This is a genomic window from Streptomyces sp. NPDC007084, from assembly GCF_040703595.1.
Classification (GTDB): Bacteria; Actinomycetota; Actinomycetes; order Streptomycetales; family Streptomycetaceae; genus Streptomyces.
In genome coordinates this window covers 15,841-39,682 of record NZ_JBEYFY010000031.1, presented here as the reverse complement: position 1 = coordinate 39,682, position 23,842 = coordinate 15,841, and the positions used below count along the sequence as shown (strand labels likewise).

General features: G+C 70.8%; 19 protein-coding genes, 2 pseudogenes and 1 riboswitch. Of the genes and pseudogenes, 13 read left to right on the top strand and 8 right to left on the bottom strand.

Translation table 11 applies throughout. The annotated features are described in order from the left end of the window. Nucleotides 1-101: 101 nt before the first annotated feature. Both aroA and AB0912_RS23425 read right to left on the bottom strand, forming a co-directional pair. Nucleotides 102-1,451 carry a 3-phosphoshikimate 1-carboxyvinyltransferase gene (aroA, locus tag AB0912_RS23430; protein WP_366702801.1) on the bottom strand — a complete coding sequence of 450 codons (1,350 nt, stop codon included), beginning with the start codon at nt 1,449-1,451 and terminating at the stop codon, nt 102-104. A gap of 269 nt (nt 1,452-1,720) precedes the next feature. After that, complete coding sequence (locus AB0912_RS23425) at nt 1,721-2,224, bottom strand: flavin reductase family protein (protein ID WP_366702799.1); 504 nt, start codon at nt 2,222-2,224, stop codon at nt 1,721-1,723. Nucleotides 2,225-2,656: 432 nt separating this feature from the next. Here AB0912_RS23425 and AB0912_RS23420 point away from each other — a divergent pair, with 432 nt between their 5' ends. From AB0912_RS23420 to AB0912_RS23385, 8 genes are all read left to right on the top strand, one after another. Continuing rightward, nucleotides 2,657-3,898 carry an ATP-grasp domain-containing protein gene (locus AB0912_RS23420; protein ID WP_366702797.1) on the top strand — a complete coding sequence of 414 codons (1,242 nt, stop codon included), beginning with the start codon at nt 2,657-2,659 and terminating at the stop codon, nt 3,896-3,898. 58 nt (nt 3,899-3,956) lie between these two features. Continuing rightward, entirely contained in the window at nt 3,957-5,048 is a 1,092-nt protein-coding gene (locus AB0912_RS23415) for a DUF1611 domain-containing protein (RefSeq protein ID WP_366702795.1), read from the top strand. 34 nt (nt 5,049-5,082) lie between these two features. Beyond that, on the top strand, nt 5,083-6,399 hold the full coding sequence (locus AB0912_RS23410; RefSeq protein ID WP_366702793.1) for an ATP-grasp domain-containing protein: 1,317 nt from the start codon (nt 5,083-5,085) through the stop codon (nt 6,397-6,399). A gap of 113 nt (nt 6,400-6,512) precedes the next feature. Then, a complete protein-coding gene (locus AB0912_RS23405) occupies nt 6,513-7,292 on the top strand; it encodes an iron-containing redox enzyme family protein (protein WP_366702791.1) in 780 nt (259 codons plus the stop codon). Nucleotides 7,293-7,429: 137 nt separating this feature from the next. Next, complete coding sequence (locus AB0912_RS23400; RefSeq protein ID WP_366702788.1) at nt 7,430-8,314, top strand: phytanoyl-CoA dioxygenase family protein; 885 nt, start codon at nt 7,430-7,432, stop codon at nt 8,312-8,314. A 7-nt stretch (nt 8,315-8,321) separates the two neighbouring features. Beyond that, complete coding sequence (locus tag AB0912_RS23395; RefSeq protein ID WP_366702786.1) at nt 8,322-9,221, top strand: PhzF family phenazine biosynthesis isomerase; 900 nt, start codon at nt 8,322-8,324, stop codon at nt 9,219-9,221. Next, entirely contained in the window at nt 9,203-10,330 is a 1,128-nt protein-coding gene (locus AB0912_RS23390; protein ID WP_366702784.1) for an LLM class flavin-dependent oxidoreductase, read from the top strand. The genes AB0912_RS23395 and AB0912_RS23390 overlap by 19 nt, the downstream gene beginning before the upstream one ends. A gap of 284 nt (nt 10,331-10,614) precedes the next feature. Then, nucleotides 10,615-10,932, top strand: coding sequence for a hydroxyisourate hydrolase (locus AB0912_RS23385; protein WP_366702782.1), 318 nt, complete (start codon nt 10,615-10,617; stop codon nt 10,930-10,932). Here AB0912_RS23385 and AB0912_RS23380 read toward each other — a convergent pair. Together AB0912_RS23380 and AB0912_RS23375 are read right to left on the bottom strand one after the other, a co-directional pair. Continuing rightward, nucleotides 10,891-14,031, bottom strand: a complete 3,141-nt coding sequence (locus AB0912_RS23380; RefSeq protein ID WP_366702780.1) for a BTAD domain-containing putative transcriptional regulator — start codon at nt 14,029-14,031, stop codon at nt 10,891-10,893. The genes AB0912_RS23385 and AB0912_RS23380 overlap by 42 nt on opposite strands. Nucleotides 14,032-14,306: 275 nt before the next feature. Then, on the bottom strand, nt 14,307-14,624 hold the full coding sequence (locus tag AB0912_RS23375; protein ID WP_366702778.1) for a hypothetical protein: 318 nt from the start codon (nt 14,622-14,624) through the stop codon (nt 14,307-14,309). On the opposite strand from AB0912_RS23375, the gene AB0912_RS23370 reads away from it, so the two are divergent. Next, nucleotides 14,617-15,465 carry an AfsR/SARP family transcriptional regulator gene (locus tag AB0912_RS23370; RefSeq protein ID WP_366702776.1) on the top strand — a complete coding sequence of 283 codons (849 nt, stop codon included), beginning with the start codon at nt 14,617-14,619 and terminating at the stop codon, nt 15,463-15,465. The genes AB0912_RS23375 and AB0912_RS23370 overlap by 8 nt on opposite strands. 128 nt (nt 15,466-15,593) lie before the next feature. On the opposite strand, the gene AB0912_RS23365 is transcribed toward AB0912_RS23370, so the two are convergent. The 4 genes from AB0912_RS23365 to gcvT form a co-directional block, all read right to left on the bottom strand. Next, entirely contained in the window at nt 15,594-16,961 is a 1,368-nt protein-coding gene (locus AB0912_RS23365) for an L-serine ammonia-lyase (RefSeq protein WP_366702774.1), read from the bottom strand. A 257-nt stretch (nt 16,962-17,218) separates the two neighbouring features. Further along, complete coding sequence (gene glyA, locus AB0912_RS23360; RefSeq protein ID WP_366702772.1) at nt 17,219-18,481, bottom strand: serine hydroxymethyltransferase; 1,263 nt, start codon at nt 18,479-18,481, stop codon at nt 17,219-17,221. 11 nt (nt 18,482-18,492) lie between these two features. Beyond that, on the bottom strand, nt 18,493-18,870 hold the full coding sequence (gene gcvH, locus AB0912_RS23355; protein WP_366702770.1) for a glycine cleavage system protein GcvH: 378 nt from the start codon (nt 18,868-18,870) through the stop codon (nt 18,493-18,495). Nucleotides 18,871-19,163: 293 nt separating this feature from the next. Continuing rightward, the gene (gene gcvT, locus AB0912_RS23350; protein WP_366702768.1) at nt 19,164-20,282 is read right to left on the bottom strand and encodes a glycine cleavage system aminomethyltransferase GcvT; all 1,119 of its coding nucleotides are present in this window, start codon (nt 20,280-20,282) and stop codon (nt 19,164-19,166) included. Between the two features lie 147 nt (nt 20,283-20,429). Then, a riboswitch (glycine riboswitch) is annotated at nt 20,430-20,526 on the bottom strand. 225 nt (nt 20,527-20,751) lie between these two features. On the opposite strand from gcvT, the pseudogene AB0912_RS23345 reads away from it, so the two are divergent. The 4 genes and pseudogenes from AB0912_RS23345 to AB0912_RS23330 form a co-directional block, all read left to right on the top strand. Continuing rightward, nucleotides 20,752-21,036 (top strand): annotated as a pseudogene (locus tag AB0912_RS23345) (ATP-binding protein); the annotation flags it as partial. A gap of 330 nt (nt 21,037-21,366) precedes the next feature. After that, nucleotides 21,367-21,747 (top strand): annotated as a pseudogene (locus tag AB0912_RS23340) (ATP-binding protein); the annotation flags it as partial. A 69-nt stretch (nt 21,748-21,816) separates the two neighbouring features. Continuing rightward, nucleotides 21,817-22,593: an enhanced serine sensitivity protein SseB gene (locus AB0912_RS23335; protein ID WP_366702766.1), complete on the top strand. Its 777-nt coding sequence runs from the start codon at nt 21,817-21,819 to the stop codon at nt 22,591-22,593. Between the two features lie 174 nt (nt 22,594-22,767). Then, nucleotides 22,768-23,568, top strand: a complete 801-nt coding sequence (locus tag AB0912_RS23330; protein WP_366702764.1) for an enhanced serine sensitivity protein SseB C-terminal domain-containing protein — start codon at nt 22,768-22,770, stop codon at nt 23,566-23,568. The last annotated feature ends 274 nt before the right edge of the window (nt 23,569-23,842 follow it).

Sequence of the window (23,842 nt, the reverse complement as noted above, 5' to 3'; positions counted from 1 at the left end):
GGCGCCGCCGGCCGCGGGAGCCGCGGGTCCCGGCGCCCCACGCCGTGGCGGGCGCGCGGGCACACTGTCCGGCCCGCGCACCCGCCACGCTCTTCCAGGGGTCAGCCGACGGCTTCGGCCGGCGCCTGCACCTCTTCGACCGCCCTGGCGCGTACGCCCGCGCCGGCGAACTCCTCCATGAACGTGGGAAAGGACAGGCGGACGTCTTCGAAGCCCGAGAAGTGGTTCGCGAACTGCATCCGCAGGCCTGCGACGAAGAGCGACATGAAGATGCGGTGGTCGCCCCAGCTCGACAGCGTCACCCCACCGGGATAGGTCCGCGCGCCGCGGACCAGGAAGCCGTCACAGACCCCGTCGTCGTACAGGACCTCGATGTCCACGCCCGCGCGGGACAGCTCGGCGGCCATGGCCTCGATGCGTGAGGCCTTGTGGAACCGGGTGAGACGACCGCCGGTCACCCGCAGGCTGCCCTGCACGTAGGCCCCGAGGCCGGCGAGCGTGGGCACGATGTTGGGGCAGTCGCGCACATCCACCTCGAAGTCCCCGCGGAGGCTGCCGGGCGGGTTGTCGACGGTCAGCGACGAGGTGTCCCGGTCGAAGGTGACACTCACCCCGAGCTGCTCCAGAATGGGGACGATCGCGAACTCGCCCTGCAGGCTGTCGCCGTACACGTTGGTCAGCACGGTCCGGCCCGGGAAGAGCGCGGCGGCGGCCAACAGGTACGAGGCCGAGGTGTAGTCCTCGTGGATGACGACGTCCTGGGCCTGGTAGGCGGAGGGCTCCACCCAGTAGTGACGCAGGTCCTCCGAGGCGGAGACCTTGATGCCCGCCTTCGTCAGACTCGCGAGCGTCTGGCGGATGTACGACTGGGAGAAGACCTCGCCCGTCACCTCGATCTCCACCGGGCCCTCGGCCAGCGGAGCCGCGAACAGGATGGCGGTGATGAACTGCGAGCTGATGTCGCCCGGCAGCCGGCAGACGCCGCCCCGCAGACCGCGCGCCCAGTTGACGATCGGCGCCTTGTTCTCGCTGACGATCGACTCGATGTCCGCGCCGAGTTCGCGCAGCGCCGCCAGAAGGGGTTCCATCACGCGGTTGCGCAGGGTCGCGTCGCCGGTCACCACGACGGGCGACGGCTGCACGGACGCCAGCGCCGTCGCGATGCGGAACACCAGGCCCGAGCCGCGCGACTGGATGACGCGTCCGACCGCCGGGAACGACCCGCCGATGCCCTGGATCTCCAGGAACCCGTCGTGCTCGGTGATCTGCGCACCGAAGGCACGGCACGCGTTCTTCATGGTCTCCGTCTCGTCGCAGCGGAGGTCGTTGTAAACGCGTGACGTGCCCTCGGCCAACGTGCCGGTCAGAATCGCCCGTTGTGTTTCAGGCTTCGAGGAAGGAACGCGGAATGTTCCGGAAAAGGAATCAACCGGATCAACTCTCAGCAGCATCCTTGAATCTCCTGTTTTCCGTGATTTTCGGTCTGAATGCTTCTGCACGTGATGTGTCTCTGCCGTCCCTACCGGTGATTCCACAGAGGGAGAAAGATGCTTTCCGCCGCTTGAGGATTCGGCGCCCGGTCGGCGGTTCGGGAAAAGTCTCCTGGTGCGCGCCGCAGTTCTCCATGAGTGAGGGAGGCTCGATATGAATTCTCCGTCCCGGATTGCGCACGGGCAATAGGTCCATGTGCCCATGGCATTTCCGGCATTCCCGCGCCCGGTCAGGCCAGGGACCGGAAGGACCGCTCGTAATGGACCATGGGGGCCCCCGCGTCCTCGCCAATGCGGGCGCCGCACACCCGCCCGACCAGGATCATGTGGTCCCCGGCCTGGTGGCGTGCGTGCACCTCGCAGTCCAGTTCGGCGAGCGAGTCGGCGACGGCCGGCAGTCCGCCGGGCGTGAGCGACAGGCCGCCCGACGCGAACTTGTTGACGCCGCGCGTCGCGAACCGCGTCGCCAGCGCGTCGTGTTCGCTCCCGAGCACGCTCACCGCGAAGGGTCCGCAGGCGGAGAACGCCGCGAAGGAGTCGGCCGAGTTCGCCAGACAGACCAGAATCAGCGGCGGGCGCAGGGACACCGAGCAGAACGAGCTGGCGGTGAAGCCGCGCGGCTCCCCGTCCGAGTCCAGGGTCGTGACCACCACGACCCCGGACGCGAACCGGGCCATCGCCGCCCGGAATTCCTCGGCGCCCGCCCGTCGTACCGTCTGTGCCGCTTCCGTCATGACCGCACCACCTGTCCCGCGAGATATCAGTCCGGTTTCGAAGCCGGCCCCCCGGCAGAGCCGTGTCCCCGCTGCGCCTGGCACCGGCGGAGTGCGCGGCCCTTTTTCGGCGCGGGGGTTGCAACAGGGATTCTGTGTCCCGAGCCGCGCTGGGTGCAATAGGCCCATCTACCCAGGCAGTTCCCTGGACGGGACGGATCAGGAGGCGGCCGTTCCGTCGAGAAGAGGGGTGCTGGGACGTAGGTCCTATTCAGGTCGAGCCCATCCCGTGCGAGGCTGAGGCAGTGCGAACGACACCTCCGTGGCCGCACCAGGAATACAGGGCCGGGTGTGTTTCCCGGGTCTTTGCGGGTCCGGTGCAACTGTCGGCCGGCCGTCTCGGGGCCGACGTATTCCTGATTTCGTGAACCGCGAACCGTGAGGACGATATCCATGTCCGGCGCCATCCTGTTCCTGAATCGCTGGCCCTTGTACGAGGACGAGCGCCGCTGGGAGAACCGCCTGGCCGCTCCCGAGGTCGTCTTCTCCGCCGAGACCGACCGGGTCACCTACGTCTGCGACGAGGGTGGCCGCAGCGCGGTGCCCGCCGACGCCGAACGGGTGCATGTCGTCACGGACTTCGACGACGTGGACGGGGTCCTGGAACTGCTCGACACCGTCGTGCGCGAGCAGGGCCCGTTCGACCACGTCATCGCCTTCTCCGAGATGCTCCTCGACCTCGCGGCGACTGTTCGCGAGCGGTACGGCGTCCCGGGGGCCGACCGCGAACAGACCTCCCGGTTCCGCGACAAGGCCGTCATGAAGGAGGTTCTGTCGCGGGCCGGTCTGAGGGTGCCGCGATGGGCGTCCTGCCGTACCGAGGAACAGATCGTCGAGGCCGCCGAGGAGTTCGGCTACCCCGTGATCGTCAAGCCGGTGCGGGGCGCGTCCAGCCAGGGCGTGCGCGAGATCGGCTCGGCCGAGGAACTGCGGGCCCTGTGCGCCGAGCGGAGCCTGCGCGACTTCGAGATCGAGGAGTTCGTGCGGGGCGAGATCCTGCACGTCGACGGCGTACTGGACGCCGCGGGCGTGCCCTTGTTCCTGTGCACCTCGCGCTACGTTTCCAGTTGCCTGGATTTCGAGATCTCGGGTGAACCGCTCGGTTCCGTCTTCCAGACGGACCCCGCGGTGCGCGCGCGCTGCGAGGACTTCGCCGTGCGCTGTCTGAGCGCGCTCGGCCTGCGCGGCTCCGCCTTCCACCTGGAACTCTTCGACACCGGCGACGAGCTGGTGTTCCTGGAGGTCGGCGCCCGGGTGCCGGGTGCCGACGTGCCGTACGTCATCCACGACGTGCACGGCGTGAACCTCTTCCGGCTCTGGGTGGACGTGCTGCTCGGCCGAGCGGTCGAGACACCGGCCGCCGATCCGGAGGAAAGCGGCGGCTGGCTCATCGTCCCGGGTCCCAGGCCGCTGCCCCAGAAGATCACCCAGGCTGTCTCGCTGCTGGGTGACATCCCCTACGTGTACCGGGAGTTGGTGCCCCGGCCCGGAGAGGTCCTGGTCTCTCGTCCCGGCTCCTACGCGACGCTGCAAGGCGGCCGCTTCCTGTTCCGGGGCGGCACCCAGGAACAGATCGAACGGGCGGTGCGCCAGGCACGGGCGCAGTACCGCCTCACCGCCGAACCTGTCGCGTAGAGCGAGCGGTCCGACCCGTGCCACCGGCAACCGAACCGTCGAGTCCCTGGAGGAAGACGTGGATCAGAGTCATGCGAAGCTGGCCGACAAGAACTTCGTGCTGTTCGCCGAGGGGTGCTTCGGACTCTTCACGAGCAAGATCGCCGCTTCGCTGGTCCGCTATCGCGGAGACCGCTGCGTCGCGGTGATCGACAGCCGCAGGGCCGGCCAGAGCGTCCAGGACGTCCTCGGCTACGGGGGCTCGATCCCGATCGTCAGCCGGGTGGAGGAGGCCCTGCACCTGCACCCCGAGGTCATGATCATCGGCAAGGGCCTGCACTCCGTCGAACTCCCGTCCGGCTGGAAGCCGCACATCCTCGCGGCGGTCCACCACGGCCTGCACGTGATCAACTCGATCCACTACCGCCTCGCCGACGACCCGGACATCGCCCGCGCCGTGCGGGAGACGGGAGTCACCGTCTGGGAGACCAAGGACGCCCCGACGGTGCCGCTCAACAAGGCCCGCGTCCTGGACCTGGACACCTGGGTCATCCACACCTGCGGCAGCGACTCCAACATAGGCAAGAAGACCGCCGCCCTCCAGGTCTGGAACGAGGCCAACCGCCGCGGCATCCCCACCGGCTTCGCCGCCACGGGCCAGAGCGGCATGCTGATCTCCGGACACGGCATCGCGATCGACGGTGTGGCCGGCGACTTCATGGGCGGAGCCGTCGAGCAGGTCGTCATGGAGGCCGCCGCCGGCAACGAGTGGGTCGTCGTCGAGGGCCAGGGCTCCCTCAACCACATCGGGTTCAGTGGCGTCGCCCTCGCGATCCTGCACGGCTCCCTGCCCCACGCCCTGGTCTTCTGCCATCGCCTGGGGGCCGAGCGCACCAAGGTCTGGGAGACGCCCATCGCCCCGATCCCCGAACTCATCCGCATGAACGAGGAACTCACGGTCTTCGAGCGGCCCGCCAAGGTCGCCGCCGTCAGCCTGAACAGCGCCGGCTACACCGAGGAGGACTACCGCCGGGCGGCCGAGAAGCTGGAGGACGAGACCGGACTGCCGGTCGTCGACCCGGTCCGCGAGGGCGGCGCCGCCCGGCTCGTGGACATCCTGCGCACTCACCAGCAGGAGAGCGCCGGCAGCAGCTCGGCCCGGCGGCGTTGAAGGCCCGGCCAGGAAACCGCGAGGAGACGCACTGATGAAGAGAGCGATCCTGCTCCTCATGCACCAAGGCAAGTCCTACACGGAGGACATCGCCCGGGCCGCCGCCGGACTGGACCTGGACCTGGTCGCCGTCAGCTCCCGGCCGGGGACGCCGTCGGCGCTGGCGGACAGCCGCCGCCATCTGGCGGACTGTGTGGTCACCGAGGAACCCGAACTGGGCTCCGGCGACGTCGACAAGGCCCTGCGCGAACTCTCCGGCCGCGGCTATCGAATCGAGGCCGCCCTCGCCACCTTCGAGGGCTACCGCCTCCTGATGGCCTCCCTCAACCAGCGGCTCGGCGCGCGCGACTGCACCGAGTCCGCCCTGCGCCTGTGCCTCGACAAGTACGCCCTGCGGAGCCACCTCGCCGAGGAGGGGCTGAGCGAGGTCGCCGTCCACCGGCTCGCGCCCGGCCGGATTCCCGGGCTCGACCCGTCGAAACGCTGGTTCGTCAAACCGGTGCGCGGTGCCTCGTCGTTCGCGACCTTTGTTCTCGACGACGTCGCCGACCTGGCCGACCTGCCCGCGATCCAGCAGCAGATGCGCGCCGACCCGTCCATGAGGGCGATCTTCATGGACCGGTACGACTTCCTCGCCGAGGAGTACGTCGACGGCCCGGAGTTCAGCTTCGAGACCTTCGTCCTCGACGGCGGAATCCATCACCTGTGCGTCCACGAGAAGGCCCGCGTGGAGCGTCTGGAGCGGACCACCCTCGAGGGGATGTCGGTCAGCCCGCCCGTCAGCCTGGGACGCGAACTCGTCCTGGAGGGAGCCGACCACGTCACCCGCTGCCTCACCGCGCTGGCGGAGCACGGACTGACAGCCGGCGCCTTCCACATCGAGGTCAAGTACTGGGAGTCCAGGAAGCGCTGGGAGATCATCGAGATCAACCCCCGGATGGGCGGCAGCCTCATCAACGACAGCGTCCAGGCCGTCACCGGGCTCTCCCTCCTGGACCTGTGGACCGAGTCCCTGCTGCTGCCCGACGCCGAGCGGGACGCCTTCCACGACCGGCTCACCGGCGCCTCCCAGCTTCCGGCCCTGGGCACCGGCGCGGCCGACCGGGCGACCGTGTTTCTCAGCAAGTACGGGGAGAAGGGGCGCACGGTCGACGCGATCGGCTTCGAGCCGCCCGACCGCGCACCCCGAATCCTGCGCGTCCACGTCGCCGAGGGGTCCGAACTCGCGTCGTCCGACCGCGGGATCTGCCTGATGGACGCCCTGTGGGACGTGTCGGCCGACGACCTCGCCGGGGAGATCGACTTCCTCGACCGGCACGCCACCGAGCACTTCCACGTCCGCTACCGCTGACCGCGCCGCCGCCCGGCCCGCCCGCGGGACGGGGGACATCGCTCCACTCGACCGTCGTGTGAACCCCCCCAGCGAGGAATTCCCTCCGCTGGACCTCTTGTGAAGGAGTACGCATGAACCGCGTGCAGAACACCGGTATCCAGCACCCGAAGCCGTTCTACAACGAGGCGCAGAGCCGGCTGAAGAAGGCCGAACTCGACCGCTACCTGGACAAGAAGATGGAGGAATGGAAGAACTCCGTACCCTTCGCGTCCCACCTGACCGAGCCGGAGCTGCACCAGGCGTACTACCGCCGCACCCTCATCGAGCACGTGTGGCGCATCCGTCTGTCGCGGGTCAGCCAGTCCAAGGCCATCTACAAGATTGCCCAGGTCGCGCCCAGGGCCGCCCGCGACTACGCGCAGTACCAGGCCGACGAGATGCTCCACGACAGGCTGTACGTCAGTGACGCCGCCGCCGCCGGTGTCACCGAGGAGGAGATCCTCGCCACCGAGCCCTACCTCTCCACCCGCCTTCTTGAGGGCTTCTTCTACTACGCGCTGGAGCACGAGTCGTTCCTCGCCCCGGTCGTCTCCAACTACCTGGTGGAGTACACCCAGATCAAGCTCCAGCCGGCCATCGTGGAGAACCTCCAGAGCCGGCTCGGCAAGGAGAAGGTCAAGGGGCAGGCGGCCCACCTCCACGTCGACTCCACCGAGGACCACTCGCAGGAGATGTGGGACATCCTCCACCAGCTCATCTTCAGCGAGGACGACTTCCGCCAGGTCTTCAAGTACATCGACGACGTCCAGGAGATCCTCGCGCTGTTCTTCCGGGAGATCTACGCGGACACCGTCGCCAAGCACCTGGACACCGCCGTCAAGCCCTCGTCGGAGACCGCCGTCACGGTGTGACCCGAGCGCGGGGCCCGTCGGCGAGGCCGCCGGCCGCCTCCGCGCCCCCGGGGGCGGCCGGCGGCCACGCCGGGCCGCCCCCGGGGGTCCCCGCACCGCCCGTTGACACTCTTGCCACCCAGCAGGGAGTAACCCACATGTCCGAAATCGTCAGCGCGACGCTCGCCAAGGAGTACCAGGAGAACGGCTTCGCGGTCGCCGAGCGCCTCTTCGACCCGAGCGAGGTCGCCGAGCTGGGCAACGCCATCACCGAGATCCTGGCCGTCCCCGACATCGGCTCCGTCGCCGAGGTGGAGCCGGGCGACAAGGGCATGGCCCGCCGGATCTGGTCGCCCACCCAGCAGCACCCCGCCTTCGAGCGCGCCGCCGCCCACCCGGGACTGCTCGACCACGTCGAGGCGCTCATCGGCCCCGACATCCTCTTCCACTACAGCAAGCTCCACCTCAAGGCGCCGCAGGTGGGCAGTGTCGTCGACTGGCACCAGGACTTCGCCTACTACCCCCACACCAACACCGACCTGGTGACAGCACTCGTCTACCTCGACGACACCACCGTCGAGAACTCCGCCCTCCAGGTCGTCCCCGGTTCCCACCGGCAAGGCCTCGCCGACCACTACGTCGACGGCCACTTCCGCGGCAAGGTGACCGGCGCCAACGCTCCCGACCCGGCCCTCGCCGTACCCATCGAGGCGCCGGCGGGCAGTGTGGTCTTCATCCACTGCCTGCTCCTGCACTACTCCTCCCCGAACCGCTCCGACCGCTACCGCCGGGCCTTCCTGCCGGCCTATCGGGCGGCGGATGCCTTCCCGATCCACTTCGGCCCGCACGCCGGCCACAACGAGGCCGGAGTGCGGCTGCTGCGCGGCGCCGTCTCGGACACGGCACGCGTGGAGGCCGGGGCGTGGCGTCTGCCGCTCGCGGAGCGCCCCTTCGGCTCGCTGTTCCAGCTCCAGGAGGGCGCCCACGAGACCGCGACCGCGGCGGCGAGCACCGGGTACGCCACCACCGAGGCGTCGAGGTGAGCACTCCGTGAGCACACCGCGGGTGGCCCTCGTCCACGCCTGCCTGCGCGGCGGGACGGGCGGCAGCCCCACGGCCGTCGTGCTGGAGCACGACGCGGACGCCCCGGCGCTGGGTGACGACGAGCGGCGCCGGATACCCGCCGCCTTCGGCACCTCGCACGCCGTGTACATACGTCCTGCCGGTGACATCACCGACCTGCGCTTCTTCACGGCACGCGGCGAATTGCCCGCCTGCGGGCACGGCACCATAGCCGCCCTCGCCTTCCTCGCCGCCCGGCACGGCGGCGTCGCGCCGTACGGGGCGACCCTGCGGGCGGCGGGGCGCGTCTTCGCCGGGCGGGCCGAGCGTGACGGCGAGCTGATCACCGCGGCCTTCGACCCCGGACCCGTCTCCCTGCGCGAACCGGCCGCCGGGGAGCGGACCCTCGTACTCGAGGCCCTCGGACTCGCACCGGACGAAGCGGGGCCGGACGTCCGGATCGCCGGCGTGGGCAGCGAACGCGCGCTGGTACCGGTCCCCAGCCGGGCCGCGCTCGCCACGCTGCGCCCCGACCTGGCGAGGCTCCGTGCGGTCTGCGACCGGTTCGGCCTGATCGGCGCGTACGTCCACTCGCGGCCTTCGCCGCAGGGCGCGCTCGCGGCTCGGATGTTCGCCCCCTCGATCGGCGTGGGCGAGGACGTCGCCAACGCCAACGGCACGGCCGCTCTCGTGGCACACCTGTCCGGCCGGGGCGTTCACCGCATCGCCGTCGACATGGGCGACGCCCTGGGCGGACGCGCCACCATCACCGCCACGGCGGGACCGGGCCCACGCGTCGAACTCGGCGGAACGGCACGGGTCCTGACGGAGCGGGACAGTCGGAATTCGATCGATCGGAAGGTGGGAACGTGGCCGTCAGTAGCTTGACACCCCGGCTGGACCCGGAGACAGACGAGCTCAGAGTGCACTGGAACTCTCCGCTCAGCGGGCAGCGGAAAGCGACGGGAAAGTACGGGACCGGACAGTTCGACCTCGACGAGATCGTCGAGTTCGCCCAGGAGGCGGACCGCCTGGGCGTCGACTCTCTCCTCATGGGGATCGGCGCCCACATGCCTGACCCGCTCCCGGTGCTCGGCGCGCTGGTTCGCGAGACCGAACGCGTCAAGTTCCTCCTGGCCTACCGTCCCGGACTGCTCTCGCCGACGCTCTTCGCCCAGGTGGTGAACACGATCTCGTGGATGTCCGACGGACGGATATCCCTCAACCTGGTCGCCGGCACCTCCCCGGCCGAGCAGGCGGGTTACGGAGACTTCCTCGCCCACGACGAGCGCTACGCGCGCTCGAAGGAGTTCCTGGACATCCTCCACCGGTTCTGGCGCGGCGACACCCCGCTGTCCTACGACGGCAGACACCACCGCATCGAGAACGCGCACATCGGCCTCGGCTACAAGGGCGGCGGCCGTCCCGAGATCTACATCAGCGGGGCCTCCGAGGTGGCCCAGCAGACCGCCGTGGAGTACGGCGACTGCTGGCTGCGTTACGGCGACACCCCCGAAGGGCTGGCCGCGGCGGCCAAGCCCGTGCTGGCACAGGGCCGCCGGGTGGGAACCCGTATGCACGTGCTGGCGAGGGAGACCCGTGCGGAAGCGCTGGCGGACCTCGCCGAGCTGATGCACGATCCTGACGAGGAACACCGCAAGCGGATCGCCGACGCGGTGGCCGCGTCCGACTCCGTGGCCGTGGCCACCACCTTCGGGCTGGCCGGGGCAGCGGACTCCGACTGGCTCTCCCCCATGCTGTACTCCGGTGCCGTGGCCTATCGCGGCGGACCGGCCCTGTGCGTCGTGGGCAGTTACGAGGAGGTCGCGGCGTACCTCTACGCGTACAAGGCGGCCGGGATCAGCGAGTTCATCTTCTCCGGCTGGCCGACGCGCGACGAGATGCGGATCTTCTACACCCGTGTGCTGCCGCTGCTGCGCCGGCTCGAACGCGCCGGGGCCGACCGGGTGGCCCACGCGGCGGCCACCCGGCTCTGACGGGCCAGGCGTCCGTTCCGGGCCGTCGAGGGAGTACGGCGAGCGCCCCGGCGCTCCACCCGTCCTCCACGCGATCCCTCGGCCACCCGGAGCGGACGGCGTTCACCTTCGCCCGCTCGACCGGTCTGTTCACGTCGCCGCGATCCGGACTCCCACACCCGGTGCACCGGCATGCCGGTGCGGGCGAGTTCCGGCCCGCCGAGGGTGCTGATCCTCTGCCCGGCCCACGGCAGATTCCGGACCCGCGCGGTACGAGCAGAGAGCTGATCACAGTGAGCCTGACCTTGGAAGCACTTGAGAGCGTCCACGGCCGTGGTGCCGCCGGCCTGCGGGTGAGACTGGAGACGCTCGTCGCCAAGGAGTGGGTTCTCCTCGCCGAGTGCACGACCAACGAGTTCGGCCGGATCGACGACTGGGACGGCCTCGGCGAGAGCCAGGGCCTGTACCAGATGGTGTTCGACGTCGACCGGTACTTCTGCGGACTCGGCATGATCCCCGTCTGTCCGGAAGTCGTCACCACGTTCCGGGTCTTCGGCGGGCAGGCACGGTGCCGGGTGTTCTTACACCTCTCGCTGCACCACTACGCCGTGGCCTTCACCTAACATGCACGGTCGCGGCAGCGCTCCCGGCCGGGACCGGAGCAGTCCGGCGGCCCGCGGGGACAGGGTGTGCACCCGGGTCCGCGCCTCGGCCAGGCACTGTTTTGCCGCCTCCAGGTCTCCGACGCTCCGCAGGGCCGCGTGCAGGGCGATCAGAGCCTCGGCCTGGTCGGCGGGGACATCCATCGACCGGAACAGCGAAAGCGCCCGGCGCAGGTGGCCGACCGCCCCCGGGGCGTCATGCGTGGCGAGCGCCAGCTCGCCGAGTGCCACCAGAACCCGGCCGGTGATCAGCCGCTCGCCGTTGCCCTCCGCCCGCACGAGAGCACGTCGCAGGGCCCTGGCGGCCCCCTCCGAGTCCCCGGCCATCAGCAGGGCGGAGCCGACGCCGTGGAGCGCGTAGGCCTCGCCGGTGTGGTCGCCGATGAGGTGGACGATGTACAGCACCTGTTCGAACGCTTCCAGCGCGGCCCCGCAGTCACCGCGATCCAGATGCGTCTGCCCGAGGCGGTGCAGCACCTGGGCCTCGACACGCCGGCCACTGCCCTCCCGGCTCAGCCTCAGCGCCTCGCTCAAGAGCGGACCGGCCGCGGCGTCGTCGCCGCTGTCGAGCCGCAACTGCGCGAGATTGTGCAGTACGTAGGCCACGGCGACGGACTGCCCGCCTTGCCGGAATGTCCTGAGCGCCGCCTCGTAGTGGCCGGTGGCCTCCTCGTGCCGGCCGCGGAGCCGGGCCAGGTACCCCAGGCCACGGGTGGCGAGGGCGCCCCCGAGTTGTTCGCCGATCTCCTCGAAGATCGTGGCGGACTCCAGTAAGTGGGTCTCGGCGCGGGCGAAGTCCTGCTTGTTCACGGCGAGGGAACCGAGCGAGTGGAGCGTCGCCGCCTCTCCCAGGCGATCGCCCGCCCCCCGGCTGGCGGCGAGCGCGGCCTCGCTGGTGTCGCGCCAGTCGTCGAGGCACGCCTGGGTCTCCAGGAACGTCACCGCGGTGACGGCGAGCCCCCAGCAGTGCTCGCTGAACCCCATCATGGAGGCCTGGCGGACATGGGCGAGCAGCGAGGAGCGCTCTCGGGAGAACCACCGGAGAGGATCGGCGAGAATCCGGTCCACCAAGGCGTCGGGCAGCGGGTACAGATACACGTCACGGCCCCGGATCAGTACGTCCTGTCCGTACTCGCGTTCTCGGGCCTTCGACAGCAGGAAGAGGAAGCAGCCGAGCACCCGGCGGACAGCGGCCTCGCGGGCCTCCGTGGTCTCCTCGGTGGCCAGCCGCTCCCGGGCGAGGAGCCGGATGAGGCTGTGGAGCCGGTACTGCCGGTGGTGTCCGGTCCCCACTCCGACGGTGTCCAGGAGCTGCGCGTCCATCAGCTCGTGGACCAGATCGTGCACCGCCTGCTCGGGAAGGTCGAGGAGCGCCATGACGGCCCAGAGGGAGAAGGGCCCCTCCTCCAGGATGGCCAGCAGCCGGAACAGACGCCGGGCGTCCTCGCGCAGACTGTCGTAGGTGAGGGAGAGCCCGGCCCGGATGCCGACGTCCGCGTAGTCGAGCTCGTCCAGCCGGCGGGTCTCGTCCGCCAGACGTTCCACCAGCTCGGCTATCGCCCAGTGGGGCCGGGCGGCCAGGCGGGCCCCGGCGATACGCAACGCCAGCGGGAGGTGCCCGCACAGATCGGCGAGGGTCCGCGTGGCCTCCTGCTCGTCCGTGACACGTTGGGTGCCCAGTATGCGGCCGAGGAGATAGGCCGACTCCTTCGGCGCGAAGGTCGGGACGTCCACCCGTACCGCTCCGGCGAGGCCGCCTATGTGTCCCCGGCTGGTGATGATGACCGCGCAGGAGGGCTTGCCGGGCAGAAGCAGCCTGATCTGGCTCTCCTCGGCGACATTGTCGAGAACGACCAGCACCCGCCGCTTCGCCAGGAGGGCACGGTACATCTCGGCCCGCTCCTCGATGTCCTCGGGAATCGCCGTGCCCTTGACCCCCAGTGCGCGCAGGAAACGTTCGAGCACCTGGGCGGGCGACACCGCGGCGGAGCCTCCACCGTGCAGGTCCGCGAAGAGCCGGCCGTCGGGGAAGTCCGCGGCGACCTCGTGGCCGAGATGGACGGCCACGGCGGTCTTGCCCACCCCGGGCTTGCCGACGAGCGTCACGATGGGCACCGCCAGGGCGGACCTGCCGTGGAACGACACGAGGAGTTCGCGGACTTCGGCGACCAGGCGCTCCCGCCCCGAGAAGTCGGCGACGGCGGCGGGCAGCATCTCCGGCGCGTCGGCAACGGTGGGCGCACTGCCGTCCGCCGTCACCGCGCGGCTGTCCGGGAGATCGAGCCGCGGGTCCGTGACCAGGATGGAGTGCTCGAGCTGCCGCAACCGGACGTCGGGTTCCACGCCCAGTTCCTCCAGCATGAGTTTGCGGGCCTCGCGGTAGACGCTGAGTGCCTCCGCTTGGCGGCCGGATCGGTAGAGAGCCAGCATGAGCAAGCCACGCAGTCGCTCGCGCAGCGGAAACTGCGCGACCAGATGGAAGAGTTCACCGACGAACGTCAGATGCCGGCCAAGTGCGAGTCCAAGCCGGATGTGCTCCTCGGCGGCGGTGATGCGCTGCTCGACGAGCCGGCCGGCGCTGGACTCGACCGCCTCGCCGGGAATGCCTTCGAGCGGGGCTCCGCGCCACAGTCCAAGTGCCTGACGGTACGTGGTCGCCGCCTCCTCCAGCCGCCCTCCGTCATGCAGCGTGCGCGCCTTTACGACGAGCGTGTCGAACCGCAGCGCGTCAAGGGTCTGCCCGTCCGCGCGGACCAGGTAGCCGTGAGGATGCGTGCTGATGACGTCCTCGGCACCGTGGGCGTCGAACAGGCGCCGCAGGCCGGAGACGGTTATCTGGACCTGGGCGCGCGCCGTCGCGGGCGGAGTCTGTCCGTACACGGCGCTGATCAGCCGTTCCGGACTCACGACCTGGTTGGCGTTGAGCAGGAGAGTGGCGAGTACGATCCGCTGGCGCGTGCCGCCGAGTTTCAGCGGAGTCGGGCCGACGCTTGCGTGAAGAGGGCCGAGGATACCGAACCGGACTTCGGGCACGCCGATCTTCCTGTCAGCCCCGGGCATGTTCTGCTCCACGTTGCTTCCCCCCAAGAACGTGCACAGCTCAGGGAACTCTAGAGATTCGCCGGTGACCGAGTCAACGAACCAGCCGGAGGCTGAGACTCCTCGTTGCCGAAACGCGCATGACCTGGCGTGATGCCTTTTCACAACAGGGCCGGGAAAGCTTGTCTACAGAGCGTTTCTCGCCATGATGCGCGTTTTTCGCAGGTGGTCGGGGCGCTATCGGCTCCCTATTGTTTCGGCCACTTTCATCGATCGTGACCCGATGGCACGTCCTGTCAGGCTCTAGGCGTCTTCAACAGCCGCCGCAAGGCCGGACTCCGGGAGAGTGAAACCATGAACATGGTCAGAAACTGGTCGCTTCTCGTGGCGTGCGCGATTCCTCTCGTCATCACCTCGACGATCGCGTGCGCACCACGAGCGACGGCCGCCGTCACGGTACAGGAGGCGTCGGCGGCCGGCGGAGACACCGGAAACGTCACGCAGCACAACCCGTGGGGATGAGCCAAAGCCGGCTCCGCCAGGTTCCACGTACCCGCCGCCTCGGCCGAGCGCTGGACGGACTGTCCGAAGAGATGGGAAAGCAGCGTGGACATCGATCTACTCGGCGCACTGGTGGTACGCGAGCAAGGCATCTCGGTCACGCCGACCGCCCCCAAACCACGGCAGGTGCTTGCTCTGCTGGCGCTCAACGCCGACCAGGCCGTCCCGGCCGCCACGGTGATCGAGGAACTCTGGGGTGCCACTCCGCCGCTCAGGGCCCGCACCATCCTGCAGAACTACGTCCTGCAACTTCGCGAGCTGATCGGCGCGGCTCTGCGGCAGGCACACGATGCCGCTCCGCGCTCCGCCAAGGACATTCTGGTGACCGTGCCCGGCGGCTATCTCCTCAGGACCGGTGAAGGGCGCAGCGACGTCCGGGAGTTCGAGCGGCTCGCGGGCGCCGGGTACCGGGCCGTGGACGCCGGGGACTACCCGCGGGCCGTCCGAAGGCTGAGCGAGGCACTGGCCCTGTGGACCGGCCGGGTCCTCGCCGATGTCCGCACGGGACCCCATCTGGAACCCCAGGCCGCCCGGCTGGAGGAGAGCCGGCTCGGCGTGCTGGAGCAGCGCGTCGACGTCACGCTGCGCCTTGGCCGGCATCGGGAACTGCTTGCCGAGCTGACCGCCCTCGTCAGCCGCTACCCCACCCACGAGAACCTGTGCGGACAGTTCATGCTCGCCCTGTATCGCTCCGGGCGCCGTGGCGAGGCGCTCAGCGCCTATCAGCGCCTGCGGACGGCCTTGTCGCGGGATCTCGGTCTGGAGCCCTCGGCCGCACTCGTCAGGGTCCAGCTCTCCATCCTTGCCTCCGGTCCGTCCCGTTCGGCAGGACACGAGGTGTTCGCCGCCCCGCGCGGGTCCCACGAGGCGCACGCCGTGACCAGCGCCGGATAACCGGCCTCCCGGCGCTCACGTGCCGGTTCTGTTCCGCGGTGCGAGCGGGCAGGACCCGTCCGCGGGGCGGGAAGACCAGACCCCGGCAGTTCGCAAAGGCGCGAACTCCGTGGTCAGGGTCCGTCCGTCTAGCACTCGATGATGTTCACCGCGAGCCCGCCCCGGGCCGTCTCCTTGTACTTGACGCTCATGTCGGCGCCCGTTTCCTTCATGGTCTTGATCACCTTGTCCAGGGAGACCTTGTGGGAGCCGTCGCCGCGCATGGCCATCTTCGCCGCCGTCACGGCCTTCACCGCGGCCATGCCGTTGCGCTCGATGCAGGGGATCTGGACCAGGCCGCCGACCGGGTCGCAGGTCAGGCCGAGGTTGTGTTCCATGCCGATCTCGGCGGCGTTCTCCACCTGCTCGGGGCTGCCGCCCAGGACCTCGGCGAGGGCGCCGGCCGCCATCGAGCAGGCCGAGCCGACCTCGCCCTGGCAGCCGACCTCGGCGCCGGAGATGGACGCGTTCTCCTTGAAGAGCATGCCGATGGCACCGGCCGCGAGCAGGAACCGTACGACGCCCTCCTCGTCGGCACCCGGCACGAAGTTGATGTAGTAGTGCAGCACCGCCGGGATGATGCCGGCCGCGCCGTTGGTCGGGGCGGTCACCACCCGGCCGCCCGCCGCGTTCTCCTCGTTGACCGCCATCGCGTAGAGGGTGATCCACTCCATCGCGTGGGCCAGCGGATCGCCCTCGGCGCGGAGCTGGCGGGCCGAGTGGGCGGCGCGCCGGCGGACCTTGAGGCCGCCCGGCAGGATGCCCTCGCGGGACATGCCGCGCGACACGCACGCCTGCATCACACGCCAGATCGCGAGAAGCCCCTCGCGGATCTCCTCCTCGGTGCGCCAGGCCCGCTCGTTCTCCAGCATCAGCGCGGAGATCGACAGACCGGTCTCCTGGGTCAGCCGCAGCAGCTCGTCACCCGTGCGGAACGGGTACTTCAAAACGGTGTCGTCCAGCTTGATGCGGTCCTCGCCGACGGCGTCCTCGTCCACCACGAAGCCGCCGCCCACCGAGTAGTACGTCTTCTCCAGGACCAGCTCACCGGCGGCGTCGTAGGCGAAGACCGTCATGCCGTTCGCGTGGTAGGGCAGGGCCTTGCGGCGGTGCAGCACCAGGTCGTCGTCGAAGGAGAAGCCGATCTCGTGCTCGCCGAGCAGGTCGAGCCGCCCGGACGACTTGATCCGCTCCACCCGCTCGTCCGCGCCCTCCACGTCGACCGTACGGGGAGAGGCGCCCTCCAGGCCGAGCAGCACCGCCTTGGGGGTGCCGTGGCCGTGGCCGGTCGCGCCCAGGGAGCCGTACAGCTCGGCGCGTATCGAGGTGACCTGTGCCAGCAGCTCCTCGTTGCGCAGCCGCCGGGCGAACATCCGGGCGGCGCGCATCGGGCCCACCGTGTGGGAGCTGGACGGGCCGATGCCGATCGAGAACAGGTCGAAGACCGAGATGGCCACGGGGAACTCCTTGGTGGTTTCGCCGGACGCCGTTGTCCGGCGGGGGTGGTGCGGGACTGCATGGGACGGGGCACCGCGCGCTGCCTCCAGTGTGCGGTGCCCCGGACGCCCGTGCGGAACGTCGAAACGAACGTCGAAACGCACGTCGGAACGTACGCGGGAACGGAACGTCGGCCCGTACGGAACGAACCGTACGAACAGAACCGTACGCGGGAAAAACGTACGAGTGAAAAACGTACGACCGGAACCGGGCGGAACTACGCCAGGCCGGGGTACAGCGGGTGCTTGCCGGCCAGGGCGGACACCCGGGCCTTCAGGGACTCGGCGTCGTAGGACGGCTTCAGCGCCTCGGCGATGATGTCGGCGACCTCGGTGAAGTCCTCGGCGGTGAAGCCGCGGGTGGCGAGGGCCGGCGTGCCGATGCGCAGACCGGAGGTGACCATCGGCGGACGCGGGTCGTTCGGGACGGCGTTGCGGTTGACCGTGATGCCGACCTCGTGGAGACGGTCCTCGGCCTGCTGCCCGTCCAGCGCGGAGTCGCGCAGGTCGACCAGGACCAGGTGCACGTCCGTGCCGCCGGACAGCACGTCCACGCCCACGGCCTTCGCGTCGTCCTGGACCAGCCGCTCGGCCAGGATGCGCGCCCCCTCCAGCGTGCGCTGCTGGCGCTCCTTGAAGTCGTCCGTGGCGGCGACCTTGAAGGCGACGGCCTTGGCCGCGATCACATGCTCCAGCGGACCGCCCTGCTGACCGGGGAAGACCGCCGAGTTGATCTTCTTGGCCAGCTCGGCGGTCGAGAGGATCACGCCGCCGCGCGGGCCGCCGAGGGTCTTGTGGGTGGTCGTCGTGACGACATGGGCGTGCGGCACCGGGTTCGGGTGCAGACCCGCGGCCACCAGACCGGCGAAGTGCGCCATGTCGACCATGAGGTACGCGCCCACCTCGTCGGCGATCCGCCGGAACTCCGCGAAGTCGAGCTGACGCGGGTACGCGGACCAGCCGGCGACGATCAGCTTCGGGCGGGACTCCTTGGCGAGCCGCTCGACCTCGGCCATGTCGACCTGGCCGGTCTCGTCGTCCACGTGGTAGGCGACGACGTCGTAGAGCTTGCCGGAGAAGTTGATCTTCATGCCGTGGGTGAGGTGCCCGCCGTGCGCGAGGTTCAGACCCATGATCGTGTCGCCCGGCTTGAGCAGCGCGAACATCGCGGCGGCGTTGGCCTGCGCGCCCGAGTGCGGCTGGACGTTGGCGTGCTCGGCGCCGAACAGGGCCTTCACCCGGTCGATGGCGATCTGCTCGACCACGTCGACGTGCTCGCAGCCGCCGTAGTAGCGGCGGCCGGGGTAGCCCTCGGCGTACTTGTTGGTCAGGACCGAGCCCTGGGCCTCCATGACCGCGACCGGAGCGAAGTTCTCCGAGGCGATCATCTCCAGGGTGGACTGCTGGCGGTGCAGCTCGGCGTCGACGGCGGCGGCGACGTCCGGGTCCAGCTCGTGCAGGGAGGTGTTCAGAAGCGACATGCGGTGACTCCTCAGCCGGCGGTGAACGCGGCGTACTCGTCGGCGGACATCAGGTCCTCGGGCTCGTCGGCGACGCGGACCTTGAACAGCCAGCCGCCCTCGAAGGGGGCCGAGTTCACCAGCGACGGGTCGTCCACCACGTCCTGGTTGGCCTCGACGACCTCGCCGCCGACGGGGGAGTAGAGGTCGCTGACCGACTTGGTCGACTCCAGCTCGCCGCAGGACTCGCCCGCGGTCACCGTGTCACCGACCTCCGGAAGCTGGGCGTAGACGACATCGCCGAGCGCGTTCGCCGCGAACTCGGTGATGCCCACGGTCGCCACGCCGTCCTCGACGACGGACAGCCACTCGTGCTCCTTGCTGTAGCGGAGCTGCTGGGGGTTGCTCATGGCCTGAATTCTCCTGTACGCGGGGGAGTGCTGATGAAAGGGGGAGTCTGTCGTGCGGACGGGCCCGCCCGGGGCGCCGCCGCCCGGCGCCGCGAAAGCCGCGACGCCCGTGGTCCGTACGGGCCGGTGATCCCGGGAGCGTGATCCGGGGAGCCCCTGGACCGGTGGTCCGACCCGGGCTGGTCGTCCGTACCGGTCGTCCGGACTGGTGGCCCGGACCGCTCGTCCGTATCGGCTGCCCGGACCGGTCGTCCGTACCGGCCGCCGTCACGGCCCGCCGGTGCGGACCAGTGTCACTTCCGGCGCTTGTAGAACGGCAGCGCCACGACCTCGTAGGGCTCATGCGTGCCCCGGATGTCCACGCCGACACCGGTGCTGCCCGGCGCGGCGTGCGCGGCGTCCACGTACGCCATCGCGATCGGCTTGCCCAGCGTGGGGGAGGGGGCGCCGGAGGTGACCTCGCCGACGACCTGGCCGCCGGCGACGACCGGGTACCCGGCGCGCGGCACCCGGCGCCCCTCGGCGATCAGGCCGACCAGGACCCGCGGCGGGTTCTGCTCGGCGCGGTCGGCGGCCTCCCGGAGCGCGGCGCGCCCCACGAAGTCGCCCTCCTTCTCGAACTTCACGACCCGGCCGAGCCCCGCGTCGAACGGGGTCAGCGCGGTGGTCAGCTCGTGCCCGTACAGCGGCATGCCCGCCTCCAGGCGCAGCGTGTCGCGGCAGGACAGACCGCACGGGATCAGCCCGGCGGGCGCCCCCGCGTCGGTCAGCGCCTGCCACACCTTCTCGGCGTCGGCGGGCGCGACGAACAGCTCGAAGCCGTCCTCACCGGTGTAGCCGGTGCGGGCGATCAGCGCCGGGACGCCGGCCACGGTGCCCGGCAGGCCCGCGTAGTACTTCAGGCCGTCCAGGTCCGCGTCGGTGAGCGAGGCGAGGATGCCGGGCGACTCCGGGCCCTGCACGGCGATCAGCGCGTACGCGTCCCGGTCGTCGCGCACCTCGGCGTCGAACCCGGCGGCGCGCCCGGTCAGCGCGTCCAGCACCACCTGGGCGTTGGAGGCGTTCGCCACGACCATGAACTCGTGCTCGGCGAGCCGGTAGACGATCAGGTCGTCCAGGATGCCGCCGTCCTCCTGGCAGATCATCGTGTAGCGGGCGCGGCCGACGCCGACGGTGGCGATGTTGCCGACCAGCGCGAAGGCGAGGAGTTCGGCGGCCTGCGGGCCGGTGACGGTGATCTCGCCCATGTGGGAGAGGTCGAAGAGGCCGGCCTTCGTACGGACGGCGAGGTGCTCGTCGCGCTCCGAGCCGTAGCGCAGCGGCATGTCCCAGCCCGCGAAGTCGGTCATCGTCGCACCCAGCGAGCGGTGCAGGGCGTCGAGCGCGGTGAGACGGGGGGTGGTGCTGCTCATCGGTGGGGCTCCCAAGGCATGACGGCGAGGTCGATCCTCCCCATCTGTCATCGGAACCTGAGAGGTTCATCAGGACCCCGCGAAACGGTGATCCCGACTTGCACCTTGGGTGGAGCCACCGGAGAGCGGCCCGCTTTTCAGATGTGCCTCGCCCGCGCGGTAACGGGGCCTGAGAGATTCAAGGGAGGGACTTGCTCCTTCGGCGCCCGGGTACACGTACCCAGGACTCTCCCGCGCGGATTCAAGCGGCCGGTATGCAGTTGGCGCGGCCATCATTGCACGCCCCGTCCGATCAGGGCAGTCCGCCTCTGTAACCGGGCTGTGGCAGTCCGCGCACAGAAACGGGAAGCGCCGCGCATTACCTTCTCTTTACACTCGGCGGGGACGACGCGGGGTGGGGCCCCGCACCGAGGGGACATCGAGGGGACGGGACCCCGCGTCCGAGGGTCCCGAGGGGAGGACGGCCACGGTGAACAGGACCACGGCGTACGCGACGACCTCGGGCCTCGCGCTGCCCGAACAGCCCGGCGCACCGGCCCGGGAGGCCTGCGTGCCGCTCCCGGCGGGCGTCGTCCGCGACCTTCGGGACCGCGCCGGACACAGCCCGCACCGCCTGCGCTTCGGTCCCCGCGACCTCGTCGTGGTCACCGGACTGCCCGGCAGCGGCAAGTCGACCCTGATGCGGCGGGCCGTCGCGGGCGTGCGGGTCGACTCGCAGGACACCCGCGACCGCTGGGACGCCCGGCTGGCCCGCCCGCTCCGGCGCACCCGGACGGCCCGCCCGCCGAGGAACGGCAGCAAGACCGCTCCTCTGCCGACGGACGGCGTGCCGGCCGCCCCCCTGCCGTCAGGCGGCGACCGCACGGCTGCCCCTTCGACGGGCGGCGGCCGGACAGCACCCCTGCCGGCGGGCGGCGGCCGCGCGGCTCCCCTCTCGGCGGAGGGCGGCCGGACAGCTCCCCTGCCGGCGGACGGCGACCGCGCGGCTCCCCTGTCGGCGGAGGGTGGCCGGACAGCACTCCTGTCGGCGGAGGGTGGCCGGACAGCACCCCTCCCGACCGACAGCAGCCGCCCGGCCCCCCTGCTCCCGTACGCGCTCTACCGCCCCCTCGTCCGGCTCGCGCACTACGCCGGGCTGCGTCGGGCGCTGCGCGCCGAGGGCGGGGTGGTGGTGCACGACTGCGGTACCCAGGCCTGGGTGCGCCGCTGGCTGGTCCGCGAGGCGCGCCGCCGGGGCGGCACCCTGCACCTGCTGCTGCTCGACGTCGCCCCGGACACCGCGCTGGACGGCCAGCGCGAGCGCGGCCGGGGCGTCTCGCGCTACGCCTTCGCCCGCCACCGCGCCGCGGTCGCCCGGCTGCTGCGCTCCGTGGAGCGCAGCGATCTGCCGGAGGGCTGCGGCTCGGCGATCCTCATCGACCGGGCGGCGGCGGACGTGCTGCGCGGGATCGACTTCGGCCCCTGACCGGCCGGGCGCCTCACCCCACTAACCTTTCCAGCCGGAACAGCGGTTCGACGCAGGCGGTAGAGACAGATGGACTTCCCGGCACAGGCACATCCCCACCCGCACGGCGGCTGGCCCGGCAACGAGCTGGAGGAGGTGCTGTCCGCCGCCCTCGGCATGGGAGCGGCGGCCTCGGCGGGCGCCCGCATCGTCGAGGTGCTCGGCCGCAGCTTCGTCTGGGTGCCGCTGCCCAGCGGCGGCGGCCCCGGCACCGGCCCGCTCGACCTGCCCACGATGGAGATCCAGGGCCAGGCCTACGTGCCCGTCTTCAGCTCCGAGGAGCAGTTCCGGCAGGTCACCGGCGGCCATATGTCGTTCACCATCGCGCCCGCCGTGGAGTTCGCCCGCGGACTGCCGCCGCAGGTCGGCATCGCGGTCAACCCGGACGGGGTGGTCGGCGTACCGCTGCCGCCGATCGCGGTCGCCGAGCTGTGCCGGGCCGGCCGGACCCCGCTGGACGGACCGGCGAGCGGCGGCCGGGTGCGGCTCTTCGAGCCCGACTGGCAGGAGGACCCGGTGGACTTCCTCTCCGCCGCCTCCGCCGAGTTCGCCGCGACCGGCGTCGTGCTGAGCGCCCGCCGCTGCCTGGCCAGCATCGAGGGCGAGGACCCGGTCATGTTCATCGGCGTCGAACTCTCCCTGTGGGAGGGCGAGGCCCGCAACCTCCCGCTCGACGCCCTCGGCCGCGCCCTCGGCCGGGTCCAGGTGAACCTCCCGGTGAACCTGGTCCTGCTCGACGTGACCCAGGACCCGGTGGGCGACTGGATGCGCGCCCAGGTCCGGCCCTTCTACCAGGCGGGCCACTGAACGCCCGCCCGGCCGTGCGGCGAAGGAGCCGAGGACGGCGTCCCCCGGCGGAGGACGTTCGCCGCATAAGCTGGTTTCATGGCCCGGTCGAGGTGTTGACGCCTGTTCTCAACCCGAGCCTCGGACGTTATGGATGAGTTCGTCGTGATGTGTTCTCGAAGGGGCGGTTGAAGGGTGAGCGCGTCGGGCACGGCCGCGGCCGGTCAGGTCGAGCACATGCTGCGCCAGGTGACGCCCGGGCGTTACGACGCCTACGAGGCGCTCCTGCGCGCCCTCGCGACGCCCTCGTCCGGCCAGGTGTGGATGCTCCTGTGGCACGGCCAGGCCGGCTCCCCGGACGCGCAGTACGGCAACATGCAGGTGGACGGCTTCGGTTACGCGCCCTGTGTCACCTCCGCCCAGGAGCTGTCGGCCAGCGGCTGGAACCGCTCCTACGAGGTCGTCGACGGCCTGGACGTGGCCCGCACGCTCTACCCCGACCACTTCGGCCTCTGGCTGAACCCGCACGCCCCCGGCGGCGGGCTCGGCATCCCCTGGCTGGACCTGCGCCGGATCGCCACCGGCCTGGAGCGGCAGCCCGCCGGCCCGCTCCGGCTCTCCGAACCCGGCATCGAGATCCCGCAGTTCTACGCCCTGCTCACACAGAACGCGCACCGCACCCCGGCCGTCCGCTCCCTGCGCCGGGCCTGGGTGCAGCCCGCGCTCGGCGCGCCGTATCTCGCCATCGGCCTCGACGTGTACGACACCTCGCCGCCCGCCGTGGACTCGGTGCGGGCGATGATGCAGCAGTCCATCGGCGCGGTCCCCGAGGGGCTGCCCGTCTCCACGGTCGCGATGTCGGACGCGTTCGACCCGGTCGCGATGTGGCTGCGCGCCAACGCCCGGCCGTTCTACGACCGCGAGGCCCACGCGGCCCCGGCGCAGGCCCCGGCCGCGGGCGGCTACGGCTATCCGCCGGCGCGCGGCGGCTACTGATCCGTCTCACATTCCGGACTGACCGCAGGGTGGGGTGAGGCTGCCCGCGGGACGGGACGAGGGGTGCCCGCGAGGTGAGACGGGGGCCGCCGACGGAGTGTGGGGCGGCCGGCCGGGCGCTCGCCAACTCGCTTCCGTACGGGGGCAAAACGGTCACCGGGTGAGGGGAAGCGGGGCTTCTGTGACTTTGGCGCGGACATGACCTCGTTGGTCTGGCTGTTCGGGCGACTGTCCGTCTTGCGGCAGTTCGATCCTCGATACCCACCGTCCGGAT